Source organism: Variovorax sp. Soil_C_39 (assembly GCF_057656815.1).
On the sequence record NZ_JBDGJQ010000004.1, the window covers coordinates 265,184 to 286,224 of the forward strand.

Genomic DNA, 21,041 nt, shown 5'->3' on the forward strand with positions numbered 1-21,041 from the left:
CTATTTCCAGGCCGGCTTGGGCATCAGTTGCGCGGTGGCGCGGTCTTTCGGCCACACCACTTCGAAGTCGCTGCCCTGCCACTGCGACACGGTGCCGGGGATCGACGCGTTCTCGCTACCCTCGAATCGGATCGGCCCGAGGATGGTCTTGAACTCGTTCCTGGCGATTTGCTCGCGCAGCGCCTTGCGGTCGAGGCCCACTTTCTCCACCGCCTGCTGCAGGATCTGCAGGCCGGCCCACGCGTGGCCGCTGGCCCAGCGGTCGGGCTCCTTGCCGAACTTCTTGGTGTGCGCATCGAAGTAGGCGCGGGCCTCGGGGCTGGTCTTGCCGTTCCACGAGCCCATGCCGATCACGCCCTCGGTGTTGGCGGCCATCACGTTCTTGTAGAGCTGGAAGGCGGTGCCCACCGAGGCGTAGAAGTACTTCGGATTGAAGCCCACCTCGCGCGCCTGCCGGCTCGCGAGGATGGTGTCGGGCGGGTAGGTGATGCCGATGAAGGCATCGGGGTTCAGGTCCTTCATGCTGCGCAGCACGGGCGCGAGGTCTTTCACGCCCAGCGGGTAGCTCTTGCGGTCGAGCACCTGGATCTGCGTCCTTTTCAGCGCGTTGTTCAGTGCCGCGAAGTTCTCCAGCCCGAACAGGTCGTCCATGTAGACGATGGTGATGGTCTTCACGTTCTGCGCCACCAGCATGTCGACCAGCGCGCCCATCATCTTGTCGGGCTGCTGCAGCAGCGAGAAGAAGAAGGGCAGGCGCATGTCGATGAGCTTGCGCGACAGCGCCGTGGGCGCCAGCAGCGGATAGCCGAAGCGGTTGGCCAGCGGCGCGACCGCGAAGTTGGCGCCCGACCCCCAGGGCGGCAGCACGAGGTCGACCTTGTCGCTGCCCATGAGCTTTTCGAAGGTGCGCACGCAGGTCTCTGTCTCGCTGCGGTCGTCGTAGCCGATCAGCTCGATCGGCCGCCTGGCGCCCTTCACCGACAGGCCGCCCGCGGCGTTGACCTGCTCGGTCCACAGCAGGTAGTTGGGCTCCTGGCTCACCTGGGCGCCCGCGGCCCAGGGGCCGGTGCGGGCGATGGCGTAGCCGATGCGAACCGGCGCGCTTTGAGCGAACAGCTGCGGGGCGACGGCGGCCGCGCCCAGCGCGGTGGCCGTGCCCTTGATCCAGTGGCGGCGGGTGGGGTGAAGCATGGAGGTCTCCTTCCGGGCGTCGGTATGCGCCCGCTGACCGGGATCGTAGGAAGGCACGCCTTCGGCCGCTGTGCCCGCCGCGCACAAAGCACTTGACGCAGCGTGCAGGCGCCTAGTGGTTAACCCGCAAGGGCGAGGGCCTTCCGGGCACTCCACAATGCGCGGCACCCGGCTCCGTGCTGCAATCTTTCGTTCGTCTTCACTGCTTTCGCCCATGACCGCGTCCCTGCTCCTGTCCACCGACCAGATTCCGCCGAAGGAACGCGGGCCGCTGTGGTGCGAGTGGGTGTGGCGCCACTTCGGCGGGCTGGGCTCCGACCTGTACGGCGACAGCGATTTCGACGGCCACCTCGCGTCCTCGCACGCGGGCGACGTGATCCTCACGCGGCTCGAGGCCAACCGGCATCGCGTCTTGCGAACCCCGCAGATGGCGCGCCTGAGCGACGCGCCCTACCTGAAGATCGTCGCGCCCTGGCAGGGCTCGGCCGAGGTCACGCAGCGCGGGCGCGCGGCGGCGGTGCGTGCGGGCGGCTGGACGCTGTACGACACCACGCTCGACTACACGGTGGCCAACCCCGAGCGCAGCGACCATCTCATCGTGATGCTGCCGAAGGACCAGATCGCCTCGCCCGCACTGCCGTTGCGCGAGCTCGTCGCGCGGCGCATCGGCGGCGACAGCGGCATCTCGCGCGTGGCGCTGGAGACCATGCGCAACACCTACCTGGAGCTGCCCTACATGAGCGAGGCCGCCGCGCGCGGCGCGGGCGAGCTGCTGATCCAGCTGGTGCGCCTGTCGCTCATGGAACTCGCGGGCCAGGGCACCGCGCAGACCCAGCGCGAGGCGCTGAAGGACCGCATCCAGCGCCATGTGGCGCAGAACCTGCGCGACCCCGCGCTGTCGATCGACGGCATGGCACTGGCGCTGCGTTGCAGCAAGCGCCTTCTGCACCAAGCCTTCGCGGGTGATGACGACACGCTCACCGGCTACATCCAGCACCAGCGGCTGGCCGCCAGCATCCGCGACCTGATCGACCCCGCGAACGCCGCGCGCTCCATCACCGACATCGCGCTCGGCGCGGGCTTTGGCAACCTTTCGCACTTCAGCCGCGTGTTCCGCGCGCACACGGGCGGCAGCCCGAGCGAGTTCAGGCGGCAGGCGGGCTCGCCCGCACAGGTCCTTCGCGCATGAATGCTTCTCACCGCCGGCCGGTTTCATTGAACAAGGCCTACCGGCTGCTGAACCACGGACCCACCGTGCTCGTGAGCGCCGCGCACGACGGGCGGCGCAACATCATGGCCGCGGCCTGGGCGATGCCGCTGGATTTCGACCCACCCAAGGTCGCGGTCGTGCTCGACAAGAGCACCTGGACGCGCGTGCTGCTCGAAGGCGCGGGCAGCTTCGCGCTGCAGGTGCCGACGCGCGCACAGCTCGACCTGACCGACGCGCTGGGCAACAGCTCGGGCCGCGAGATCGCCGAGCGCGACGGCAGCGACAAGTTCGCGGCCTACGGCCTTTCGACCTTCACTGGCGAGGCCACCGGTGCGCCGCTGCTCGAAGGCTGCGCGGCCTGGCTCGAATGCCGGCTGTTGCCCGAGCCGCCGATCCAGCAGCGCTACGACCTGTTCCTGGGCGAGGTGATCGCGGCGCAGGCCGACGCGCGCGTGTTCTCCGAAGGGCGCTGGCACTTCGAGGGCCACGACGATCTGCGCACGCTGCACCACGTGGCGGGCGGGCACTTCATCGTCGATGGCGAGGCGGTCGATGCGCGCCCGCTGCCGCGAGCGGCGCCGTAGCATGCATGTCGAACAGAAGCCGACGCTTGGCATCCTTTACCGAAACGAGAAGCACACATGGATTCGCCACTGGGAACAGTCATCATCTACGCCAGAGACATGCAGAAGACGGCTGCTTTCTATGCCCTGCATTTCGGCTTCCAGACCACCGGTGAGGTCATCGAGGGCCTGATCGAGCTGAAGCATCCAGGCGCCGGCGCCGGCTTGCTGGTCCATCAAGCAGCCAAGTCTGTGAAGCTTGGCCAAGTGGGTGTGAAGCTGAGCTTCCACGTGCGCGACGTCGCGGCATTTGCCGCGCAAGCCAAGATGCGAGGTCTCGCATTCGGTCCAGTCCACGAAGCCAACGGGTATGCGTTCGCAAATGCGAAAGACGTCGACAAGAATTCCATCAGCATCTCAAGCCGGGCGCATCGTGCCAATTCGGTTGAGGGCAGATGACTGAAACGCTAGGCAGCCGCGTCGTCGCCGTGCTGCGCTGCTTCGAACTCGGCGCGGTTGAACAGGCCGAAGTACAGAACCTCTGACCACTGCAGCCCCAGCGGATATTCCGTCGCGCGGCTGCGCGTGCTGTCGCAGTCGTCGTCGAAGCGCAACCCGAAGAAGGCATCGAGCGGCGCCGCCTGCTTGGCCGCACCGGCCTCGCGCAGCAACTGCGCCGCCGCCGCGATGTCTTGCGGCAGCGCATCGAGCGCGGCGCCGGCCTGCTGGCAGCGCGCCAGCTCCTGCTCGACGCAGGCCCGCAGCGGGGCTTCTTCCGATTCGGACATGGTGTCGAGCTCGACCGTCTCCAGCAGCAGGTGCTCATCGCGGTGGGCTTCAAGAAAGACCAGGGTCTCGTCCAGCCATGCTGGCAGCTGCGTTGAACCCGTCGCGGGTGTGGTGGCTGCGGGCGCGGCAATGGCAGGGGGCGCCTTCGATGCGGCGGCCGACGATAGCCGGCCCTTGATCCGGTCGATCAGCGACAGGGCCTCCGGTGCCGCAGCAGGCGCCGCGGGCGGGGCCGAGGGCAATGGCATCGGCCCCTGCGCTGCCAGAAACCGCACGATCTCGATGAAGCGCTTCACCCGCGCAAAGCCGGGCTCGAAGCGGCTGCTGATCGCATACAGCTTCACCTTTTCGTCCGCCTCGTCGTCGTCGAGCCCATCGGCGATCAGCGACGCGCACAGCTGTGGGTCGCCCGACATCAGCAGCCGGTACATGAACGGCACGTCGTAGTTCCACTCGGACACGCCCGAGATCGTTTCGGGCCGGTCCACATACGACGTGGGCCGGTTGCTGAGGCTGTACAGATAAGAGCGATTGGCCATGGAATCAAAGTGTGAATGGCGGCTGCAGTGTGAGTGCGCCGCCGTTGCAAGAATGAAGAAGTTCCGCTCCTCGCGAAGCGGTCTTCGGCCTGGTCGGGTGATTCTGCCCGCGCCAAATCTACACTGCGGCTGCGCGTCAGTTCGGCGCGCGCACATCCGGCACGCCGGCAAGTCAGTAATCCGGAAACTCCTCGAGCAAGACCATTCCATGCGATACGAACTCACGGATCTTCGGCTCTTCCTGGAGATCGCCCAGGCGAAAAGCCTGACCGCGGCAGCTGCAGCCTTGTTCATCACCAGCTCGGCAGCCAGCTACCGGCTCAAGAACCTGGAGCAGGCCCTTGGTACACCCCTGTTCGAACGCAACTCGCGCGGCATGGAATTGACCCGAGCCGGCGAGGCGGTCCTTGCGCATGTTCGAGACATCTTCGAAGACGTCGAAAGAATGCAAGGCGACGTGCGCCTGTTCATCTCTGGCATCAAGGGCCACGTCCGCATCATCGCCAACAGCAGCTCACTGAACAGCTTCGTCACCCAGACCCTGGGGCGCTTCCTGGTCGCTCACCCTGGCATTGATGCAGATGTCGAGGAGCGTCAGAGCGAAATCATTCCGGCCGCGGTGCTCGCCCGAGAGGCGGACATCGGGATCTTTGCCGGCAAGACCGATGTCCAGGGCTTGGCCATTCACCCCTACGCCATCGATCAGCTGGTCATCGTTGCGCCGCCGGAGCATGAGATATCGACGCGTTCGTCCGTGCGCCTGTGTGATGCCTTGGACTTTGAGTTTGTTTGCATGCATCGTGACAGCAGCAACTACCTGTTTCTTCGCGACGCGGCCGCCATGCAAGGCAGAACAGTCACGGCGCGGTTGCATGCACAGGGGTTCGAAGCAGTGCTCTCGCTGGTAGCCGCGGGCGTCGGGGTTGCGCTGGTTCCTAGCAGCGTTCTTGAGAATCGTCAGGAGCCTCGCCGGGTCGCACGGCTTGCCCTTGACGAGCCTTGGGCACGCCGAGAACTCAGTCTGGCCGTCCGAGCCGATGCGCGCTTCCCGGACTTCATCAAGGCGTGCGTGGACTTTCTGCTGGACGACCCCCGGGTGGCAGCGACGCGACAGGCGAGCGACGGCGAGCAGTGACGGGGCTCGCTTGGCCGCGTCCAACTTTCACGAACGCTCACTTTGATACTGTTCAATTGACCCTCCGATACGCTGCGCCAAGAATCGGGCCCAGCTATCGGAGATTGAATGCTTGCAAATGCGCTTAGCGGCGTCCGTGTCGTCGACCTGTCGAGAATCCTGGCGGGTCCGTGGTGCACCCAGAACCTCGCGGACCTCGGTGCCGACGTCTTGAAGATCGAGCGCCCGCAGGTGGGCGACGACACTCGCAGCTGGGGCCCACCCTTCGTGGTCGGCGAAACCGGAGAGCAAGTCTCCGCCTATTTCCTGTCGTGCAATCGCGGCAAGCGCTCAGTCACCCTCGACTTCGCCCGCCCTACCGAGCGTGAATGGCTGATTCAGCAGATCCGTGAGGCCGATGTCCTGGTCGAGAACTACAAGGTAGGGGACCTCGCGCGCTACGGCCTGGACTTCGAAAGCATGGTCAAGATGAATCCGCGGCTGATCTACCTGTCCGTGACTGGCTTCGGACAAGCCGGCCCGTTTGCTCACAAGCCAGGTTACGACTACATCTTCCAGGGCATGGGCGGACTCATGGGCTACACCGGCATACCCGACGGCGAGCAAGGCGCAGGACCACTTCGCGCGGGAGTCGCAGTCGTTGACCTCATGACGGGAATGTATGCGACAAGCGCCGTGCTGGCGGCACTGATCGAGCGCGGACGGACCGGCACGGGGCAGCACCTGGACATTGCGCTCTTCGACGTATCGGTGGCCATGAACGCGAATCAGGGTGCCAACTACCTGGTCTCCGGACAAAGCCCGACGCGCAGCGGCAACGCTCACCCGAACCTGGCGCCCTACGAGGTCTTCGAATGCGCGGACGGCTACATCATCCTGGCCATCGGCAACGACAAGCAGTTCGCGTCCTTCTGTGCGCTCATGGAGACTCAATGGCATCTGGATCCCCGGTTTGCCAGCAACGCGGGGCGCCTGACCAACATGCGTGAGCTTCGTCCACTCCTTCGGGACGCCATGAAGCGCTGGTGCGCAAGCCCTTTGGGGGAGGCACTGGATTCGCGCGGCATCTCCTGGGGAAACATCCACACCATGGAGCAGGTTTTCCAGCATCCGCAGGTCGTTCACCGTCAGATGCTGCAGACCGTCGAGCATCCGACGTTCGGCACGCTCAAGCTCGTGCGCAACCCCATGGTCTTGCCCGACGAACAGAACACGGTTCATCCACCGCCTGCGCTGGGCCGATCAGCCGTGGAGAACGCCAGGCCAGAACTCGCCTAGGTCCAAGCAATCACCCGCGCGCCTGCGGCTCGATGTGGCTTGGTGCGCGATGACGGTCAACTTCAAGAATGGAGACAGCAGTGAAACTCTCGACAACCATATTGTCCCTGGCGTTGTGCATGAGCGCCCTCCCCATGGCGCAGGCGGCAGACGCCTCATCGTATCCAGATCGTCCAGTTCGCCTGATCGTTCCCTATGCGGTGGGTGGTGCGACCGATGTGATCGGCCGCGTCATGGCGCGCTACCTTGGCGAAGCGCTCGGTCAGTCGGTCGTGGTTGAAAATAAGCCAGGGGCCGGCGGCAGCACCGGATCGAGCTTCGCGGCCACCCAGCCCGCAGACGGCTACACGCTGGTCATGATGGTGGAAAGCTCCCACGCCGTGAACCCGAACGTGTATGCAACCCGGGCTTACGATCCCGTCAAGGACTTCACACCCATCACCAACATCGCCAACGTTCCCGGTGTGATGGTGGTGAACCCGTCATCGAACTACAAGAGCGTCCAGGATGTCATCGACGCCGCGACGAAAGCTCCGACCAAGCTGAACTACGGATCGTCGGGCAACGGCGGCTACAGCCACCTGAGTGGCGCGCTTTTTGGAAGCACGACCAAGACCCAGATCACCCACGTGCCGTACAAAGGCCTGGGCCCGGCCTTGAACGATCTGATGTCCGGCCAGATCGACGTGGTCTTCGACAACATGCCCTCCTCTGGCGGGCTGATCGCCGGGGGCAAGTTGCGCGCGCTGGCTGTCTCGAGCCCGGAGCGTCTGCCCCAGTTGCCCAACGTTCCAACCTTCGCCGAGGTTGGCCTGAAGGCTATGAACAACATGTCCTGGTATGGAATCGGCGCGCCCAAGGGCCTGAATCCGGCCGTCCTTGCCAAGCTGAGCTCGGCAGCCAGGAAAGCGCTGGAGAACCCGGGAATGAAAAAGACGATTCAGGATCAAGGCGCCATCATTGACTACACGACGCCGCAGCAGTTCAAGGAAACGGTGGAGCGCTCGAACAAGGCATGGTCCAAGCTCGTCCAGGACATCGCCTTCGAGAAGATGTGATGGCAGCGACTGAACAAATGAATGCAACGGCTGCCCCTGCGGAGGTCTCGTTCCCGATGCCCGCCACCGCGGTGGTCACCATCACCGCCGGCGGCGTCCTCAACGTGCTGGGCACGCCAGTGATTCAGGGCCTCATCCAGACGCTGGAGCGCCTGGCAAGCAATGAAGACATCAACTGCGTGGTTCTGCGCGGCAGTGGCTCGCGGGCCTTTATTGCGGGCGCGGACATCAAGGAGATGGCAGGCCTCGATGCTGAGAGCGGCCGAACGTTCATCAGCGGTCTGCGCGACCTTTGCAATGCCATCCGCCACTTTCCGGTGCCAGTCATCGTGCGCCTGGAGGGGCATACCCTGGGGGGTGGCCTGGAGGTGGCGATGGCGGGCGACCTGAGGATCGCAGCTGACAACGCCGTGGTCGGGATGCCGGAGGTCAAGGTCGGCATCCCATCGGTCATTCATGCGGCCATGATGCCTTCGCAGATCGGCACGACCCGGGCATCCTGGATGCTGCTGACCGGCGAGAACATCGGCGCCATCCAGGCGCGCGACTGGGGCCTCATCAGCGAGTGCGTGCCGCAGGACCAACTCGATGCGCGGATCGAGGCCGTCGCGCATGCGTTCTCGCAGATCGGGCGGTCGGTGCTGCGCCAGCAAAAGCGCCTGCTTCGCCGGTGGGAGACCATGACGCTCGACGCTGCCGTCGAAAACAGTGTGGCGGAGTTCGGCGAGGCCTTCAACACGGGCGAGCCGCAGCATCACATGAATGCCTTCTTGAGCAAGAAGGCCAAGGGCAAGTCCGCCTGACTTGCCACCTTTCTCGAGATGTCGAACGCCGCATCAATCGGCGTATTCCCCCGCCTCCTTGATCACCTTCGACCACCGCACCTTCTCGGCTTCGAGGTATTTCCTGTGCCCCGCAGGATCGAGCCGGTCGTCATTCACGATGCTGAGCCCGAGCGCTTCCTCGCGCTTGATCAGCTCGGGGTCCTTCAAGGCGGCGCGCAACGCGGCGTTGAGCTTCGCGAGCACCGCGCTCGGCGTGCCGCGCGGCGCGTACAGGCCGTGCCACACCTGGACGTCGAAGTCCTTCAGGCCGGCTTCGGACAGGGTCGGCGTGTCCTTCAGCGCGGCGAGCGGCAGCCGCGCCAGGCTGGTGACACCGTAGACCTTGACCTTCCTGCCCTCGACCTGCGGCACGGCGTTGGTCGCCTGTTCGCACATCACATCGACCTGGCCGCCGATGAGGTCGGTCATCGCCGGTGCGGTGCCCTTGTAGGGCACGGGCGTCATGCTCGTCTTCAGCGCGCTCTGGAGCATCAGGCCGCACAGGTGCGATGCGGAGCCCACCCCCGCGTTGGCGAGGTTCACCTTGCCGCCGCTCGACGCGATCCATTGGCGCAACTCGGCGAAGCTGCCGGCGGCCAGGCTCGGCCTGCCGATCAGCACCGAGGGCGCTTCGTTGATGAGGCCCAGGGTTTCGAAATCTTCCGGCACCTTGTAGCTGAGCTTGCGGTACAGGGCCGGCGCGGTGGCCATGCCGATGTGGTGCACCAGCAGCGTGTAGCCGTCCGGCGTGGCACGGGCAGCCTTGGCCGAGCCGATCGTGCCGCCCGCGCCGGGCGCGTTGTCGACCACCACGGTCTGGCCGAGCGGCTTGCGCAGCGCCTCGGCCAGGTCGCGCGCGATCTTGTCGCTCGGGCCACCGGCGGCGAAAGGCACGATCAGCGTGACAGGCTTGTCGGGAAATTCCGCGCAGGCCAGCGAAGCAAAGCCGAGTGCGGCGAGGGCGGCGCCGCAGCGCCAGAAATGGGTCATGGTCTTGTCTCCTGGGGTTTTTCTTGGATGGGGGGTCAGGCCGACAGCGCCTGCATCTCGCGGTACAGGTCGGCCTTGCCCTCGAAGCCGATGCCGGGCAAGTCGGGCAGCGTCACGAAACTGTTCTCGACCTTCACGCCGTCAGGGAATCCGCCGAAGGGCTGGAACAGATCGGGGTACGACTCGTTGCCGCCCAGGCCGAGCCCGGCGGCGATGTTCAACGACATCTGGTGCCCGCCGTGGGGGATGCAGCGGGTGGCCGACCAGCCGTGCTCCTTCAGCATGTCGAGCGTGCGCAAGTACTCCACCAGGCCGTAGCTCAGCGCACAGTCGAACTGCAGCCAGTCGCGGTCGGGGCGCATGCCGCCGTAGCGGATCAGGTTGCGCGCATCCTGCATCGAGAAGAGGTCTTCGCCCGTGGCCATCGGGTTCTTGTAGAAGTTGCGCAGCGCCGCCTGGAGCTCGAAGTCGAGCGGATCGCCAGGCTCCTCGTACCAGAACAGGTCGTACTGCGACAGCGCCTTGGCGTAGGCGATGGCGGTCTCGAGGTCGAAGCGGCCGTTGGCATCGACGCAGAGCTTCTGGCCGTCCTGCAGCACTTCCATGATCGAGTCGATGCGGCGCAGGTCTTCGTCGAGCGAGGCGCCGCCGATCTTCTTCTTGACCACCGTGTAGCCGCGGTCGATGTAGCTGCGCATCTCGTCCTGGAGCTTTCGGTGGTCCTGCCCCGGGTAGTAGTAGCCGCCGGCGGCGTAAACGAAGATCTTGCGGTTCGGCTTGCCGTCGCCATAGCGGTCGGCCAGCAGCTGGAAGAGGGGCTTGCCTTCGATCTTGGCCACTGCGTCCCACACCGCCATGTCGATCGTGCCGATCGCGACCGAGCGCTCGCCATGGCCACCCGGCTTCTCGTTGGTGAACATGGTGCTCCAGATCTTGTGCGCATCGAGGTTGTCGCCCGTCTCGTCGACGAGCGAAGCCGGGTCCGCTTCGAGGATGCGCGGAATGAACCGCTCGCGCATCAGCTTGCCCTGGCCGTAGCGTCCGTTCGAATTGAAGCCGTAGCCGACCACGGGCTTGCCGTCGCGGATGACGTCGGTGATCACCGCAACCAGGCTCAGCGTCATCTTGCTAAAGTCGATGTAGGCGTTGCGGATGGGTGAGCTGATGGGAACGGTTTTCTCGCGGATCTCGACGATCTTCATGCTTGGGCTCCAGGGGGTCTTTGATTGAGAGCCTGTATGCTCCGCCGCCCGGGCTTGCAGCGCCAATGCTCTTTTTCGCTGCTTCCATGCACCGGACGAACCGCACATGAACCTGATCTGGCTTGAAGACTTCGTCGCGCTCGCCGCCACGGGCAATTTCTCGCGCGCGGCGGAAGACCGCCACAGCTCGCAACCGGCGTTCAGCCGGCGCATTCGTGCCCTCGAAGAGTGGATCGGTGCCGAGCTCGTCGACCGGCGTTCGCAACCGGCCAAACTCACCGAGGTCGGCGAATGGTTCACCGGCGTGGCACAGGAAATGATCGCCCGGGTCGCGCGGGTGCCCGGTGACGCGAAGAAGATCGCCGAGGCCAGCTCGGTCACCCTGCGCATCGCGTCGACGCATGCGCTCTCCTTCACTTTTCTGCCGCGGTGGTTGCGAAGCCTCGAATCGAGCACCGCGCTCGGGCCGGTGCAACTGATGTCCGACGTGCTCTTGCGTTGCGAAGCGCTGATGCTGCAAAGCAAGGTTCAGTTCGTGCTGAGCCATGCGCATGGCAAGGCGCAGGGGGCGCTGGATGCGGAGCCGTACCGGTCGACCCGGGTCGGTGAGGATCTGCTGATTCCGGTGTCGGCGCCGGACGAGGCAGGCCGCGCGCGCCATCGTCTCGCGGGCCAGGGCGGCCCCGCAGTGCCCGTGCTCCAGTACACCGAGGAATCAGGGCTGGGGCGCATCCTGCGCGCGGTCATCGGCCGCAGGCTGGAGTCGGTTCCTGCGCAGACCGTCGTCACGGCGCACCTGGCCTCGGTCCTCAGAACGATGGTGCTCGACGGCCGGGGGATCGCCTGGTTGCCGAAGACGCTGGTGCAAGACGATATCGACCAGGGGCGGCTCGTTGCCGCGGCGAGCAGCGATTGGGAAGTGCCGCTGGAGATCAGGCTTTATTGCGACAGCGAGCTTCTGGGGAAGGCCGCCAACGCATTCTGGAACGCCGCGATCGGCGTGTAAGCCATGGTGTCAAGGCCGCGCTTCGCCTTGCAGCGCTTCGCGTGCTCCGGCTATCGACGAAGCCCGCACGCGGAAGTAGCTGATGCACAGCAGAGCCATGCCTACTGTGACCATCACGTAGTATGCGGGAATCATCTTGCTGCCCGTCTGCTGCGCCAGCCAGGTGCAGATCAGCAACGAAAGGCCGCCGATGACCGTGAAGTTGATGTTGTGAATGAGGGCCAGGCCCGTCGTGCGCACGTTGCTCGGGAACAGTTCCGAAAGGAAGGAAGGCATGGCGCCTTGAAAGACCATGACGCAAGCCGTCAAGGCCGTAACGCAGAGCGTGTAGTTCATCACCGTGGGGTTGTCGATCATGAAGTGGAACGCGGGCAAGCTGAGGACTCCGGTCAGCAGCGTTCCGATGGTGATCATCCGCAAGCGGCCGACGCGATCGGACAGCGCCCCCATCACAGGCGGCAAGAAGATCTGGGCGACCGAATAGCCGATTGCACCCCACATCGAATCGGCGGGGGACAGACCCAATTCACGCTGAGCGTAGAGCGGCATGAACACGCCGAGGAGGTAGTTGGTAGAGGCTGCCAGCGAATAGATGCCGATGGCCGCGGCGATGCGGGCTTTTGCCGAGGTCAGCGTGGTTTTCACCGGGCTGCTCACCTGGCTGGTATTCAGGAAGGTTGGCGTCTCATCGAGGTTTCTGCGAAGCCAATAGCCGAAAGGGACGATGAGCAGACCCAGAATGAATGGCATGCGCCAGCCCCAGTCGAGGATCGCCGTCTTGTCGAGGTGCGACGTCAGGCCCAGGCTGACGACGCTGGCCATGCCGGTCGCCAACCCGATACCGACCACCTGGAAGCTCGCGAAGTATCCACGACGGTTGCGGGGCGCGTGCTCCGTCACGAAGGACACCGAGGTACCGAATTCGCCGCCGGCGGAGAAGCCTTGCAGCAGCTTGCCGGCCACCAGGATCAGCGTACCTGCGATGCCCGCGGTGGCGTAGCTCGGCGCGAATGCGATCATCGCCGTTCCCAAGCCCATGGCCCAGATGGTCAGCATCATGCCTGCCTTGCGGCCTTTCCGGTCCGCGTAGCTGCCGATCAGCAGGGCGCCGAGCGGCCTGACGAAATAGCTGACGCCGAAGGTCGCAAGCGCGACGAGCAGAGAGGTGGCCGGATCGGCCGCGGGGAAGAACACCGCGGCGATATAGACCGCCAGGAATCCGTAGATGAAGAGGTCATAGAACTCGAGCATGTTCCCGACCAGCGCGGATGCGATCACCTTCCGGAAGTATGCTTTCTTCTCAGGCGTAAGTTCATCACTGACAGTTGCGGGCATGGTTGTCTCCGTTTATCAAGGTCATTTGCATTGAAATTGCGAATCGAGACCGGCAACATTCCACAGGTGCAGTGAGGCTCAGCGTCGTGGAAGCGCGCCATTCATTGGGAGGTCACGCCGTGAGGCCCAAAAGCTCTTCCGCAGCGGCGCGGTGTACGCGATACACCTTCAGCACATCCTGCACCGTCACATACTCGTCAGGCCCTCCCATTCCGTGTGCGTACGGGCCGTATGTCACCGCGGGCATGCCCGCCAGCCGGAAGAGGCGCGCATCGGTAAGACCGATGCGCATGTTCGCGACGGCGTCCGGAAAAGCCAGCGCGCGCGCATGACGCAGGAACGCCCGGACCAGCGGATGGTTCGGGTCTGTGAACGCGGGCTCGGTCGCGCTGCCGGGCAGGATGTCCCACTGCACTTTCGGATGCGCTTCCAGGATGTCGCGGATCAGGTCCTCCATGGCCGAGATAGTGAGAGGCGCCGGGAAGCGAAGGTCAAGGAAAGCTTCGGCGTCGCCGGGCACCAGATTCGGCACGACGCCAGCGTGGAAGGCGCCGGCATTGACGGTGATGCCGCTCAGGTTTTCAAACTCGCCCCGGCCCCCGACTTGCTCGGAAACGGACCGGGCCTCCAGCATGGCGCTACGCATGCGGGGATCAATCACCACTTCGTGGGCACGCAGGCACTGGATGGCCTGCACCGCGGCCATCAGGCTGTCGAGCGCGTTGTCGCCCAGGTGCGTGTGCGCACCGTGCGCCGCCTTGCCGCGGGTCTTCACACGCAGCCACATCACGCCCTTCTCGCCGTAGCGCACGACGCGCGGATGTCCGGCATCCGCGTTGACCACGTAGTCGCCGCGGCAATGCTCGACGTTGTCGATCAGCCAGGCCGTACCAAAAGCACCGCCCGTTTCTTCGTCGGCGACCAGGGTCAGCACGGCCTCGCCCCGCAGTTGCGCCTGCCGCTCAGCCAGACCGCGCAAGACGGTGATCAAAACGGCGTCGCCAGCGCACATGTCGCCCGCGCCCCGGCCATAGAGGCGATCGCCATCCCGATAACCGGTCAGGGGCGGAACCGTCCAAGCTTCGCGCGCACCGACAGGGTAGGTGTCCAAGTGGCCATTCATGATGAGGCGCGGTCCCGGCAGGGCGCCTCGAACGCGCGCGACGACGTTGACGCAGCCAGGCTTCGGCTCGTAGAGCGCCACCTCGATGGCAGGATGGGCCAGCGCATCGCGAGCCAGCGCCGCGACGGCCTTGGTGTCGCCGCCCGGGTTTTCGCTGGGTGTAGAGATCAGGCGCTGGGCAAGTTCAATGATCGATTCGATCGTCGCGGCTTCCGACGGGTCGGTCGCGCTGCTTGAGGCGTCGGGAAGTTCTTCGATCAGTCTGAGCGTCATCACAGCGTCTCCGTGTCGTTGCATGAGGCGGATGCTAGGGACCGCTGTTCGATAACTCCAATACATTTTGGGAAGCAATTCCAAACTGCTGGTTATGATTTAACGCGTTCCTCGTGGACCACTCAAGGATGCATATGGCTCGTTCAGCTCCCTTTCGCCTGCACCACATCCAGCTCCTGCAGGTCGTCCTGCAGTCGACGACGATGACGGAGGCCGCCAACCGGCTGCACATTTCGCAGCCTGCGGTGAGCAAGCAGCTCAAGCAGCTCCAGGAGGACGTCGGGTTTGCTCTGTTCGAGCGCCAAGGCCACCGCCTGCAGGCAACGTTCGAGGCGCGGGCACTCCTCGACCAGGTGAATCGCGTGGGGGCTTCTCTCCAGGTGCTCAATCAACTGGCGACAGACATGCGAACGGCCCATCAAGGCCACCTGCAGATCGGTTGCATCGGGGCCGCCGCCGATCTCTTGTTGCCACGCGCGCTGAGCCAGACGTTCGGGCCGCAGTCGCGGCTGCTGTGCACCGTCGAAACCGGCAACACGGCCCAGGTGCTCGAGTGGGTGGACACACAGCAAGTAGATCTAGGCATCGCCATGAAGGTGCGCGATGTGGGGCATCGCTCCTTTGAGCCACTCGGTCCTCTGCGGCTTGCGTGCCTCATGCCGGCGGGCCATCCTCTGGCCAAACGCCGCCGCATTCGCCTGAAGGATCTGGCAACCGAATCGGTGATCGCCCTGAAGCTGCCCAGCCTGGTCGATTCTCAGGAGGCGGCGCAGTTCGACATCGCCCAGGACATCACCGTGCACATGCAGGTCGACTCATCGCGCATCGCAGGGCGCATGGTGGAGGCGGGCTTGGGTATTGCGGTGTTGGAAGACCTGAGCGCGGCCCACTATGGACGTGGAGAGTTGGTCTGCCGCCCACTCGAACACCCATTCCGCACGGAACTCGGCATGTACCGGCCCGCCTATCGCCCGCGAAACACCGCGGTGGAAGATCTGGTTCGCGCACTCGGCGACAGCATCAGGACACGCAACGCACCGAAACGCCCCGGCGCACCCTAAACCACCCCACACGCACGCAGGCGCCCGAGCTCCTCACTGCCGACGCCCAGCGCGCCATACACCACTTCGTTGTCCTGCCCCGTCCGCGGCCCCACCGCCGGCGGCGCAACGGCCGCGCGGCCCACGAAGCGCGGCACGGCCGCGGGCGCCGGGATCGCGCCCAGTTCCGGGTCCTGCAGTTCGACAAACGCCTCGCGTGCGCGGAAATGCGGGTCGTCCATGACGTCCGCGATCGAATAGACCTTGCTGAAGGGCACATCGTGGCGCTCGAGCTGTGCCGAGAGCGCCTCGAGCGAATGGCCCGCGGTCCACGCACCGACGATGTCGTCGATCTCGACGTGGTGCCGCGTGCGCTGCACGTTGGTGGCAAAGCGCGGATCGACCGCGAGCCCAGGCTGTTCCATCGCGGCGCACAGCCGCACGAAGATCGGATCGGAGGAGCCGACCAGCGTGATCCAGGCGCCGTCTGCCGTGCGGTAGACGTTCGACGGCGCGGTGTAGCTGGCGCGCGAGCCGGTGCGTTCGCGCGCGCTGCCCGAGAAGCGGTATTCGGCCGCGAGCGGGTCCAGCAGGCGCAGCAGCGCCTCGGTGGCCGAGAGGTCGATCTCGGCGCCACGCTGCGCCTCGCGCGGCAGCCCATTGCGCTCGGCCAGCGCGGTGCTGATCGCGAAGGCGCCGAACAGGCCGGCGATCGCATCGCCGAGCGGATAGTTCATGTGCTGCGGCGGCCCGCCGGCTTCGCCAGTCAGGTGCGTGAAGCCGCTCATGGCCTCGAAGATGCGCGCGAAGCCGGGCTTGCGCGCATTGGGCCCGGTCTGGCCGAAGCCCGTGAGGCGCAGCACGATGAGACGCGGGTTGTGCGCATGCAGCGTCGCGAGGTCGAGGCCCCACGCATCGAGCGTGCCGGTGCGGAAGTTCTCCACCAGCACGTCGAAGCCGTCGACCAGGCGCAGGAACAGCGCGCGCCCCTCGGGCTTGCGCACGTCGAGCGAGATGCCGCGCTTGCCGCGGTTGGCCGTCTTCCAGAACAGCGCGTGGCCCTCGTGCACCGGCGCGAGCCCGCGCAGCGCGTCGTTGCCTTGCGGCAATTCGAGCTTGACGACTTCGGCGCCCATGTCGCCGCACAGCGTGGCCGAGAAGGGCGCGGCGAGCACCGTGGCCATATCGAGGATGCGCACGCCCGCGAGCGGCAGGCCTTGTCGGGGCGCGTTCATCAGTTGCTGCTCAGGTCGATGGTCTTGAGCACCGGGTCCCAGGTGCGGCTGTCGGTCTTGATGCGCTCGCTCCAGGCCCCGAGGCTCGGGTCCAGCGTGGTGGCGCCGAGCTTGGCCAGCTTCTCCTTCATCGCCGGCGTGGCGAGCACCTTCGCGAGCGCCTGGTTCAGCGTGTCGACCACGTTCTTCGGCGTGCCCTTGGGTGCCGCCAGGCCCATCCAGAGGCCTGCGTCCATGCCCGGAAGGCCGAGCTCGGCGAAGGTGGGAACGTCGGGCACGGCCGTCGAGCGGGCTTTGCCGGTCTGCGCAAGGATGCGGATCTGCCCGCCCTGCATGTAGGGCAGCGTGCCGCCCAGGTTGTTGCACATCACCGGAATGTGGCCGGCCATCACGTCGTTGACCGCCGGTGCATTGCCCTTGTAGGGCACGTGCTGCATCTTGATCTTGGCCTGGTGGTTCACCATTTCGCAGACCAGGTGCGACGGCGTCGCGACACCGGCCGAGCCGAACGACAGCGCGTTGGATTTGGACTTGCCCGCCGCAACCAGTTCGGGCAGCGTTTTGTAGGGCGTCTTGGCATTCACCGCGATCACGTTGGGCAGGTCGGCCACCAGGCCCACGCCCGTGAAGTCGTCGGCCAGGTTCGCCTTGAGGTTCTTGTGCACGTACGGCAGGAACACGTTCGTGAGCCCGGCCATCAGCAGCGTGTAGCCGTCGGGCGATGCCTTGGCCACGAACTCCGAACCGATCAGGCTGCCGGCGCCCGGCTTGTTCTCGACCACGATCTGCTGGCCGAGCGCGGCACCGAGGTCCACCGCCAGCACGCGCGCCACCAGGTCGGTGCTGCCCGCGGCGGCGAAGGGCACGATGAGCTTGATCGGCTGGTCGGGGTAGGCGGCGTGGGCCGCGGAGGCCGCGAAGGCGGCGGCCGCAAGCGCGGTAGCGAGGCGAAGAGAAGTGCTGGCAGTCATTGGATGTCCCCTGGTGTGTTGGAAAGATGAAGAAAACGGCGCCCGAGCGTGGCCCGGTGCACCTCGGAGGCGCCGTCGTAGATGCGGAATGGGCGCAGTTCGCGCAGGATCAGCGCCACGGGAGCGTCCTCGCACATGCCCAGCGCGCCCATCAACTGCGCCGCGCGGTCGGCCACGCGGTACAGCGCCTCCGAGACGAAGACCTTCGCCATTGCTGATTCGGTCTTCACGGAAACGCCCGCATCCATGCGCGTCGCGCAGTCGAGCGTCAGCAGCCGGCTCGCATGCAGGTCGATGTGGCAGTCGGCCACCATCGCCTGCACCTGCTGGAGGTCGGCGAGCCGGTCGCCGAAGGCGCTGCGCGCGTTCACATAAACCTCGGCGAGTTCGAGCGCGCGGCGCGCACGCCCGATCAGCCGCATGCAGTGCGACACGCGCGCAGGCTCCAGGCGCTGTTGCGCATGGGCCAGGCCTTGGCCGACCTGGCCCAGCACCGCATCGTGCGGCACCAGGCAGTCGACAAGCTCGATCTCGCCATGCCCGCCGATCGCATAGGGGTCGATCGCAGCGATCGCGCGCTGCAGCCGGAAGCCCGGGTTCGCGCATTCGACGATGAACTGCGTCGGGCCGTCGTCGGTCTGCGCGAGCACCACCGCGAAGCGCGCGCCGACCGCGCCGGTGATGAACCACTTGTGGCCGTCGATCACCCAGCCCTCTGCCGTGCGCCGTGCCCGCGTGCGCAGCATCGAAGGATCGGAGCCCGCGCCGGGCGCCGGCTCGGTCATCGCGAAGCACGAACGCAGTTCGCCTGCCGCGAGCGGACCGAGCCACGCCTGCTGCTGCGCCGCCGTGCCCAGGTTCAGCAGGCTGATCATGTTCGGCTGGTCTGGCGCCGCGCAGTTGAGCGCACCGGGGCCCAGGTAGCTGCGGCCGGCTTCTTCGAGCACCACGCTGCGCGCGACCCAGCTCAGGCCGAGGCCGCCGTGCTCGGGCGGCAGCTGGGGCAGGTAGAGGCCATGCGAGCGCGCCAGCGGCCGCAGCACGGCAAGCGCGGCATCGAGCGCCGCGGGGTCGTGCACGTGGCCGCGCTGCTCGAGCGGGATCACCTGCGTGTCGACGAAGGCGCGCACGCGCAGCCGCAGTGCCGCCAGCGCCTCGTCGCGCTCGACGTCGAGCAGGTTCATTGCGCGGCCGCCTTCTTCTCGTGCTCGCGCAGCGTGAGCTTGGCGATGTTGAGCTGATGGATCTGGCTCGTGCCTTCGTACAGGCGGAACAGCCGCACGTCGCGGTAGTAGCGCTCGATGGGGCTGAAGTCGGCCACGTAGCCTGCGCCGCCGAACATCTGCACGCAGCGGTCGGCCACGCGGCCGCACATCTCGGAGGCGAAGTACTTGCACATCGAGGCCGACAGCGCCACGTCCTCGCCGCGATCGCGCGCCCGCGCGGCCTCGAGGATCATTGCGCGCGCAGCAAAAATCTCGGTGCGGCAGTCGGCGATCATGGCCTGCACCAGCTGAAAGTTCGCCACCGGCTGGCCGAACTGCGAACGCCGCGCGGTGTGAGCGACGGCCAGGTCGAGCATGCGGATTGCCGGCCCCGTGCACAGCGCCGCCAGGTGCAGCCGCTGCTTGTTGAGCACCTTCATTACGGTGCGGAAGCCCACGCCCTCCTGCTCGCCGATCACATGGCTCGCCGGGACGCGGCAGTTCTCGAAATGCACGTCGGACACCGGCGAACCCGCCTGGCCCATCTTGCGGTAGGGCTCGCCGGTGCGCAGGCCCGGTCCGCGCTCCACCAGAAAGGCGGTCAGCCCGGCATGGCCCTGGGTGCCTTCCTCCGTGCGCGCGATCACGGTGAACAGGTCGGCCAGCGGCGCATTGGTGATGAAGCGCTTGGTGCCGTCGAGCACGTAGTGGTCGCCCTCGCGTCGCGCGGTGGTGTGGATGTTGGTGGCTTCGGAGCCGGCCTCGGGCTCGGTCAGCGCGAGGCATCCGGTGAGTTCGCCGCTGGCCATGCGCGGCAGCCACTTCGCCTTCTGCTGCGGCGTGCCATCGGCCACCAGCGCCTCGGAGCCGATGCCGGTGTTGGTGCCCACGCGGGCGCGCAGCGCGACCGAGGCCTGCGACAGCTCCATCGCGCACAGCACCAGTTCCTCGGTGGTCAGGCCGAGGCCGCCGTGTTCTTCGGGAATGCTCCAGCCGAAGTAGCCCTTACGGCGCAGCAGGTCGACCGTGGCCGGCGGAATCTCGCCGCGCTGCTCCACCTCGTCTTCGAGCGGATGCCAGGTGGTGCGCACGAAAGTGCGGATGTCGTCGAGGAGGGTGTCGAGTCGGGTGGTGTCGCGGATCATGCGGCGGACTGTAGGCCGCAGGTTTGCATCGGCGAACACGCGTTTCGAATATTGGAACGACGATGCGCAAACGTGCCCCGACGTGGAGAATGCGCAGCATGCGTGCCGCCCGACCCCTCCACCAGCTGAAGAACCAGCAGGACCTGCGCCGCGTGCGCGCCGACGATCCCGACTTTTCGGGCACGCTGGCCAAGGGACTCATGATCCTGCAGAGCTTTGTCAGGGACCCGCGCGCGCATGCCAACAGCGAGTTCGCCGAGCGGCTCGGCATTCCGCGGCCCACCGTCAGCCGCCTCTGCCGCAGTCTGCAGGCGCTGGGCTTCCTCGACCACGACGAGCGCCTCGACCGCTACTTCATCGGGCCCGCGGCGGTGACGCTGGGCTATCCCTACGTCATCAACACGCCACTGCTGGCGCAGTTGCGCCCCGCGATGCAGTCGATGGCCGAGCGCTTCGAGGGCGCCGTCTCAGTGGGCGTCACCATGGACCTCGACGTGGTGTACGTGGAAACGTGTGCGCAGGAGCACGGCACGCTCAAGCGCCCCGGCGTGGGCGCGGTGCGCGGCATCGTCGAGACCGCCATGGGCCGGGCCTGGCTGGCGCAGTTGTCGCCGGCCGAGCGCAACCGGTTCCTTGCGCGCGCCAAGCGCGAGCGTGCCGACGAATACGTGCGCTGCACCGAGGGCCTGGCGGCCAGCCTCGCCAACTACGAGAAGCGCGGCTTCTCGATCAACATGGGCGATGCGGGGCTCGGCGTGCTCGCGGTCGGGGTTGCCTCGGGCATTCGCTACGGCCCGCGAAGGTTGCTGTTCAACTGCGCCGTCCCGGGCTACCGCGCCAAGGCCGCCGACCTGCTGAAGACCATCGGGCCCGCGCTGGTGCAGCTGGTCAACATGGCGGGCCGGCAGGGCGCCTGACCTGCAACGCCG

Annotated in this window: 20 protein-coding genes; 10 read left to right on the forward strand and 10 right to left on the reverse strand. The window is 66.2% G+C overall.

Annotated elements, in window-relative coordinates:
• Complete coding sequence (locus AC3A6J_RS12730; protein WP_487860307.1) at positions 1 to 1,191, reverse strand: amino acid ABC transporter substrate-binding protein; 1,191 nt, start codon at positions 1,189 to 1,191, stop codon at positions 1 to 3.
• A 214-nt stretch (positions 1,192 to 1,405) separates the two neighbouring features.
• Here AC3A6J_RS12730 and AC3A6J_RS12735 point away from each other — a divergent pair, with 214 nt between their 5' ends.
• Genes AC3A6J_RS12735 through AC3A6J_RS12745 form a run of 3 tightly spaced genes read left to right on the forward strand, consistent with a single transcriptional unit; the run spans position 1,406 to position 3,423 of the window.
• A complete protein-coding gene (locus AC3A6J_RS12735) occupies positions 1,406 to 2,380 on the forward strand; it encodes an AraC-like ligand-binding domain-containing protein (RefSeq protein WP_487860308.1) in 975 nt (324 codons plus the stop codon).
• Positions 2,377 to 2,985, forward strand: a complete 609-nt coding sequence (locus AC3A6J_RS12740) for a flavin reductase family protein (protein ID WP_487860309.1) — start codon at positions 2,377 to 2,379, stop codon at positions 2,983 to 2,985. The genes AC3A6J_RS12735 and AC3A6J_RS12740 overlap by 4 nt, the downstream gene beginning before the upstream one ends.
• Before the next feature lie 57 nt (positions 2,986 to 3,042).
• The gene (locus tag AC3A6J_RS12745) at positions 3,043 to 3,423 is read left to right on the forward strand and encodes a VOC family protein (RefSeq protein ID WP_487860310.1); all 381 of its coding nucleotides are present in this window, start codon (positions 3,043 to 3,045) and stop codon (positions 3,421 to 3,423) included.
• A gap of 8 nt (positions 3,424 to 3,431) precedes the next feature.
• Here AC3A6J_RS12745 and AC3A6J_RS12750 read toward each other — a convergent pair whose 3' ends face one another.
• Positions 3,432 to 4,292, reverse strand: a complete 861-nt coding sequence (locus AC3A6J_RS12750) for a DUF7822 domain-containing protein (RefSeq protein ID WP_487860311.1) — start codon at positions 4,290 to 4,292, stop codon at positions 3,432 to 3,434.
• Positions 4,293 to 4,500: 208 nt separating this feature from the next.
• Between AC3A6J_RS12750 and AC3A6J_RS12755 the strand changes: the two genes are divergently transcribed.
• The 4 genes from AC3A6J_RS12755 to AC3A6J_RS12770 all read left to right on the forward strand — a co-directional run bounded on the left by AC3A6J_RS12755 (position 4,501) and on the right by AC3A6J_RS12770 (position 8,566).
• Complete coding sequence (locus tag AC3A6J_RS12755) at positions 4,501 to 5,427, forward strand: LysR family transcriptional regulator (RefSeq protein WP_487860312.1); 927 nt, start codon at positions 4,501 to 4,503, stop codon at positions 5,425 to 5,427.
• 108 nt (positions 5,428 to 5,535) lie between these two features.
• Entirely contained in the window at positions 5,536 to 6,705 is a 1,170-nt protein-coding gene (locus AC3A6J_RS12760; RefSeq protein ID WP_487860313.1) for a CaiB/BaiF CoA transferase family protein, read from the forward strand.
• 119 nt (positions 6,706 to 6,824) lie between these two features.
• Positions 6,825 to 7,763 carry a Bug family tripartite tricarboxylate transporter substrate binding protein gene (locus AC3A6J_RS12765; protein WP_487860605.1) on the forward strand — a complete coding sequence of 313 codons (939 nt, stop codon included), beginning with the start codon at positions 6,825 to 6,827 and terminating at the stop codon, positions 7,761 to 7,763.
• 17 nt (positions 7,764 to 7,780) lie between these two features.
• Entirely contained in the window at positions 7,781 to 8,566 is a 786-nt protein-coding gene (locus AC3A6J_RS12770; protein WP_487860314.1) for an enoyl-CoA hydratase, read from the forward strand.
• A gap of 33 nt (positions 8,567 to 8,599) precedes the next feature.
• On the opposite strand, the gene AC3A6J_RS12775 is transcribed toward AC3A6J_RS12770, so the two are convergent.
• On the reverse strand, positions 8,600 to 9,577 hold the full coding sequence (locus tag AC3A6J_RS12775) for a tripartite tricarboxylate transporter substrate-binding protein (RefSeq protein ID WP_487860315.1): 978 nt from the start codon (positions 9,575 to 9,577) through the stop codon (positions 8,600 to 8,602).
• 35 nt (positions 9,578 to 9,612) lie between these two features.
• Positions 9,613 to 10,779 (reverse strand): mandelate racemase/muconate lactonizing enzyme family protein, encoded by a 1,167-nt coding sequence (locus tag AC3A6J_RS12780; protein ID WP_487860316.1) that lies wholly within the window; start codon positions 10,777 to 10,779, stop codon positions 9,613 to 9,615.
• Positions 10,780 to 10,885: 106 nt separating this feature from the next.
• Here AC3A6J_RS12780 and AC3A6J_RS12785 point away from each other — a divergent pair, with 106 nt between their 5' ends.
• A complete protein-coding gene (locus tag AC3A6J_RS12785; RefSeq protein ID WP_487860317.1) occupies positions 10,886 to 11,785 on the forward strand; it encodes a LysR substrate-binding domain-containing protein in 900 nt (299 codons plus the stop codon).
• A gap of 9 nt (positions 11,786 to 11,794) precedes the next feature.
• Here the strand turns inward: AC3A6J_RS12785 and AC3A6J_RS12790 are convergent, their stop codons facing one another.
• Both AC3A6J_RS12790 and AC3A6J_RS12795 read right to left on the reverse strand, forming a co-directional pair.
• Positions 11,795 to 13,120, reverse strand: coding sequence for an MFS transporter (locus AC3A6J_RS12790; RefSeq protein WP_487860318.1), 1,326 nt, complete (start codon positions 13,118 to 13,120; stop codon positions 11,795 to 11,797).
• Between the two features lie 112 nt (positions 13,121 to 13,232).
• The gene (locus AC3A6J_RS12795) at positions 13,233 to 14,516 is read right to left on the reverse strand and encodes a M20/M25/M40 family metallo-hydrolase (RefSeq protein WP_487860319.1); all 1,284 of its coding nucleotides are present in this window, start codon (positions 14,514 to 14,516) and stop codon (positions 13,233 to 13,235) included.
• Between the two features lie 134 nt (positions 14,517 to 14,650).
• Here AC3A6J_RS12795 and AC3A6J_RS12800 point away from each other — a divergent pair, with 134 nt between their 5' ends.
• Positions 14,651 to 15,577 carry a LysR family transcriptional regulator gene (locus AC3A6J_RS12800; protein WP_487860320.1) on the forward strand — a complete coding sequence of 309 codons (927 nt, stop codon included), beginning with the start codon at positions 14,651 to 14,653 and terminating at the stop codon, positions 15,575 to 15,577.
• Here the strand turns inward: AC3A6J_RS12800 and AC3A6J_RS12805 are convergent.
• The 4 genes from AC3A6J_RS12805 to AC3A6J_RS12820 are packed head-to-tail and all read right to left on the reverse strand — an operon-like array spanning position 15,574 to position 20,112.
• A complete protein-coding gene (locus tag AC3A6J_RS12805) occupies positions 15,574 to 16,791 on the reverse strand; it encodes a CaiB/BaiF CoA transferase family protein (protein WP_487860321.1) in 1,218 nt (405 codons plus the stop codon). The genes AC3A6J_RS12800 and AC3A6J_RS12805 overlap by 4 nt on opposite strands.
• Positions 16,791 to 17,762, reverse strand: coding sequence for a Bug family tripartite tricarboxylate transporter substrate binding protein (locus AC3A6J_RS12810; RefSeq protein WP_487860322.1), 972 nt, complete (start codon positions 17,760 to 17,762; stop codon positions 16,791 to 16,793). Before AC3A6J_RS12810 ends, AC3A6J_RS12805 begins: the two co-directional genes overlap by 1 nt.
• Positions 17,759 to 18,946, reverse strand: coding sequence for an acyl-CoA dehydrogenase family protein (locus AC3A6J_RS12815; protein ID WP_487860323.1), 1,188 nt, complete (start codon positions 18,944 to 18,946; stop codon positions 17,759 to 17,761). Before AC3A6J_RS12815 ends, AC3A6J_RS12810 begins: the two co-directional genes overlap by 4 nt.
• The gene (locus tag AC3A6J_RS12820) at positions 18,943 to 20,112 is read right to left on the reverse strand and encodes an acyl-CoA dehydrogenase family protein (RefSeq protein ID WP_487860324.1); all 1,170 of its coding nucleotides are present in this window, start codon (positions 20,110 to 20,112) and stop codon (positions 18,943 to 18,945) included. Before AC3A6J_RS12820 ends, AC3A6J_RS12815 begins: the two co-directional genes overlap by 4 nt.
• Positions 20,113 to 20,210: 98 nt before the next feature.
• Between AC3A6J_RS12820 and AC3A6J_RS12825 the strand changes: the two genes are divergently transcribed.
• Positions 20,211 to 21,029: an IclR family transcriptional regulator gene (locus AC3A6J_RS12825; RefSeq protein WP_487860325.1), complete on the forward strand. Its 819-nt coding sequence runs from the start codon at positions 20,211 to 20,213 to the stop codon at positions 21,027 to 21,029.
• Positions 21,030 to 21,041 lie beyond the last annotated feature (12 nt).

Excerpts from the sequence above, each read along its gene's own strand:
- AC3A6J_RS12730 (WP_487860307.1), bottom strand. The coding sequence starts at position 1,191 with ATGCTTCACCCCACCCGCCGCCACTGGATCAAGGGCACGGCCACCGCG.
- AC3A6J_RS12735 (WP_487860308.1), top strand. The coding sequence starts at position 1,406 with ATGACCGCGTCCCTGCTCCTGTCCACCGACCAGATTCCGCCGAAGGAA.
- AC3A6J_RS12740 (WP_487860309.1), top strand. The coding sequence starts at position 2,377 with ATGAATGCTTCTCACCGCCGGCCGGTTTCATTGAACAAGGCCTACCGG.
- AC3A6J_RS12745 (WP_487860310.1), top strand. The coding sequence starts at position 3,043 with ATGGATTCGCCACTGGGAACAGTCATCATCTACGCCAGAGACATGCAG.
- AC3A6J_RS12750 (WP_487860311.1), bottom strand. The coding sequence starts at position 4,292 with ATGGCCAATCGCTCTTATCTGTACAGCCTCAGCAACCGGCCCACGTCG.
- AC3A6J_RS12755 (WP_487860312.1), top strand. The coding sequence starts at position 4,501 with ATGCGATACGAACTCACGGATCTTCGGCTCTTCCTGGAGATCGCCCAG.
- AC3A6J_RS12760 (WP_487860313.1), top strand. The coding sequence starts at position 5,536 with ATGCTTGCAAATGCGCTTAGCGGCGTCCGTGTCGTCGACCTGTCGAGA.
- AC3A6J_RS12765 (WP_487860605.1), top strand. The coding sequence starts at position 6,825 with ATGAGCGCCCTCCCCATGGCGCAGGCGGCAGACGCCTCATCGTATCCA.
- AC3A6J_RS12770 (WP_487860314.1), top strand. The coding sequence starts at position 7,781 with ATGAATGCAACGGCTGCCCCTGCGGAGGTCTCGTTCCCGATGCCCGCC.
- AC3A6J_RS12775 (WP_487860315.1), bottom strand. The coding sequence starts at position 9,577 with ATGACCCATTTCTGGCGCTGCGGCGCCGCCCTCGCCGCACTCGGCTTT.
- AC3A6J_RS12780 (WP_487860316.1), bottom strand. The coding sequence starts at position 10,779 with ATGAAGATCGTCGAGATCCGCGAGAAAACCGTTCCCATCAGCTCACCC.
- AC3A6J_RS12785 (WP_487860317.1), top strand. The coding sequence starts at position 10,886 with ATGAACCTGATCTGGCTTGAAGACTTCGTCGCGCTCGCCGCCACGGGC.
- AC3A6J_RS12790 (WP_487860318.1), bottom strand. The coding sequence starts at position 13,120 with ATGCCCGCAACTGTCAGTGATGAACTTACGCCTGAGAAGAAAGCATAC.
- AC3A6J_RS12795 (WP_487860319.1), bottom strand. The coding sequence starts at position 14,516 with ATGACGCTCAGACTGATCGAAGAACTTCCCGACGCCTCAAGCAGCGCG.
- AC3A6J_RS12800 (WP_487860320.1), top strand. The coding sequence starts at position 14,651 with ATGGCTCGTTCAGCTCCCTTTCGCCTGCACCACATCCAGCTCCTGCAG.
- AC3A6J_RS12805 (WP_487860321.1), bottom strand. The coding sequence starts at position 16,791 with ATGAACGCGCCCCGACAAGGCCTGCCGCTCGCGGGCGTGCGCATCCTC.
- AC3A6J_RS12810 (WP_487860322.1), bottom strand. The coding sequence starts at position 17,762 with ATGACTGCCAGCACTTCTCTTCGCCTCGCTACCGCGCTTGCGGCCGCC.
- AC3A6J_RS12815 (WP_487860323.1), bottom strand. The coding sequence starts at position 18,946 with ATGAACCTGCTCGACGTCGAGCGCGACGAGGCGCTGGCGGCACTGCGG.
- AC3A6J_RS12820 (WP_487860324.1), bottom strand. The coding sequence starts at position 20,112 with ATGATCCGCGACACCACCCGACTCGACACCCTCCTCGACGACATCCGC.
- AC3A6J_RS12825 (WP_487860325.1), top strand. The coding sequence starts at position 20,211 with ATGCGTGCCGCCCGACCCCTCCACCAGCTGAAGAACCAGCAGGACCTG.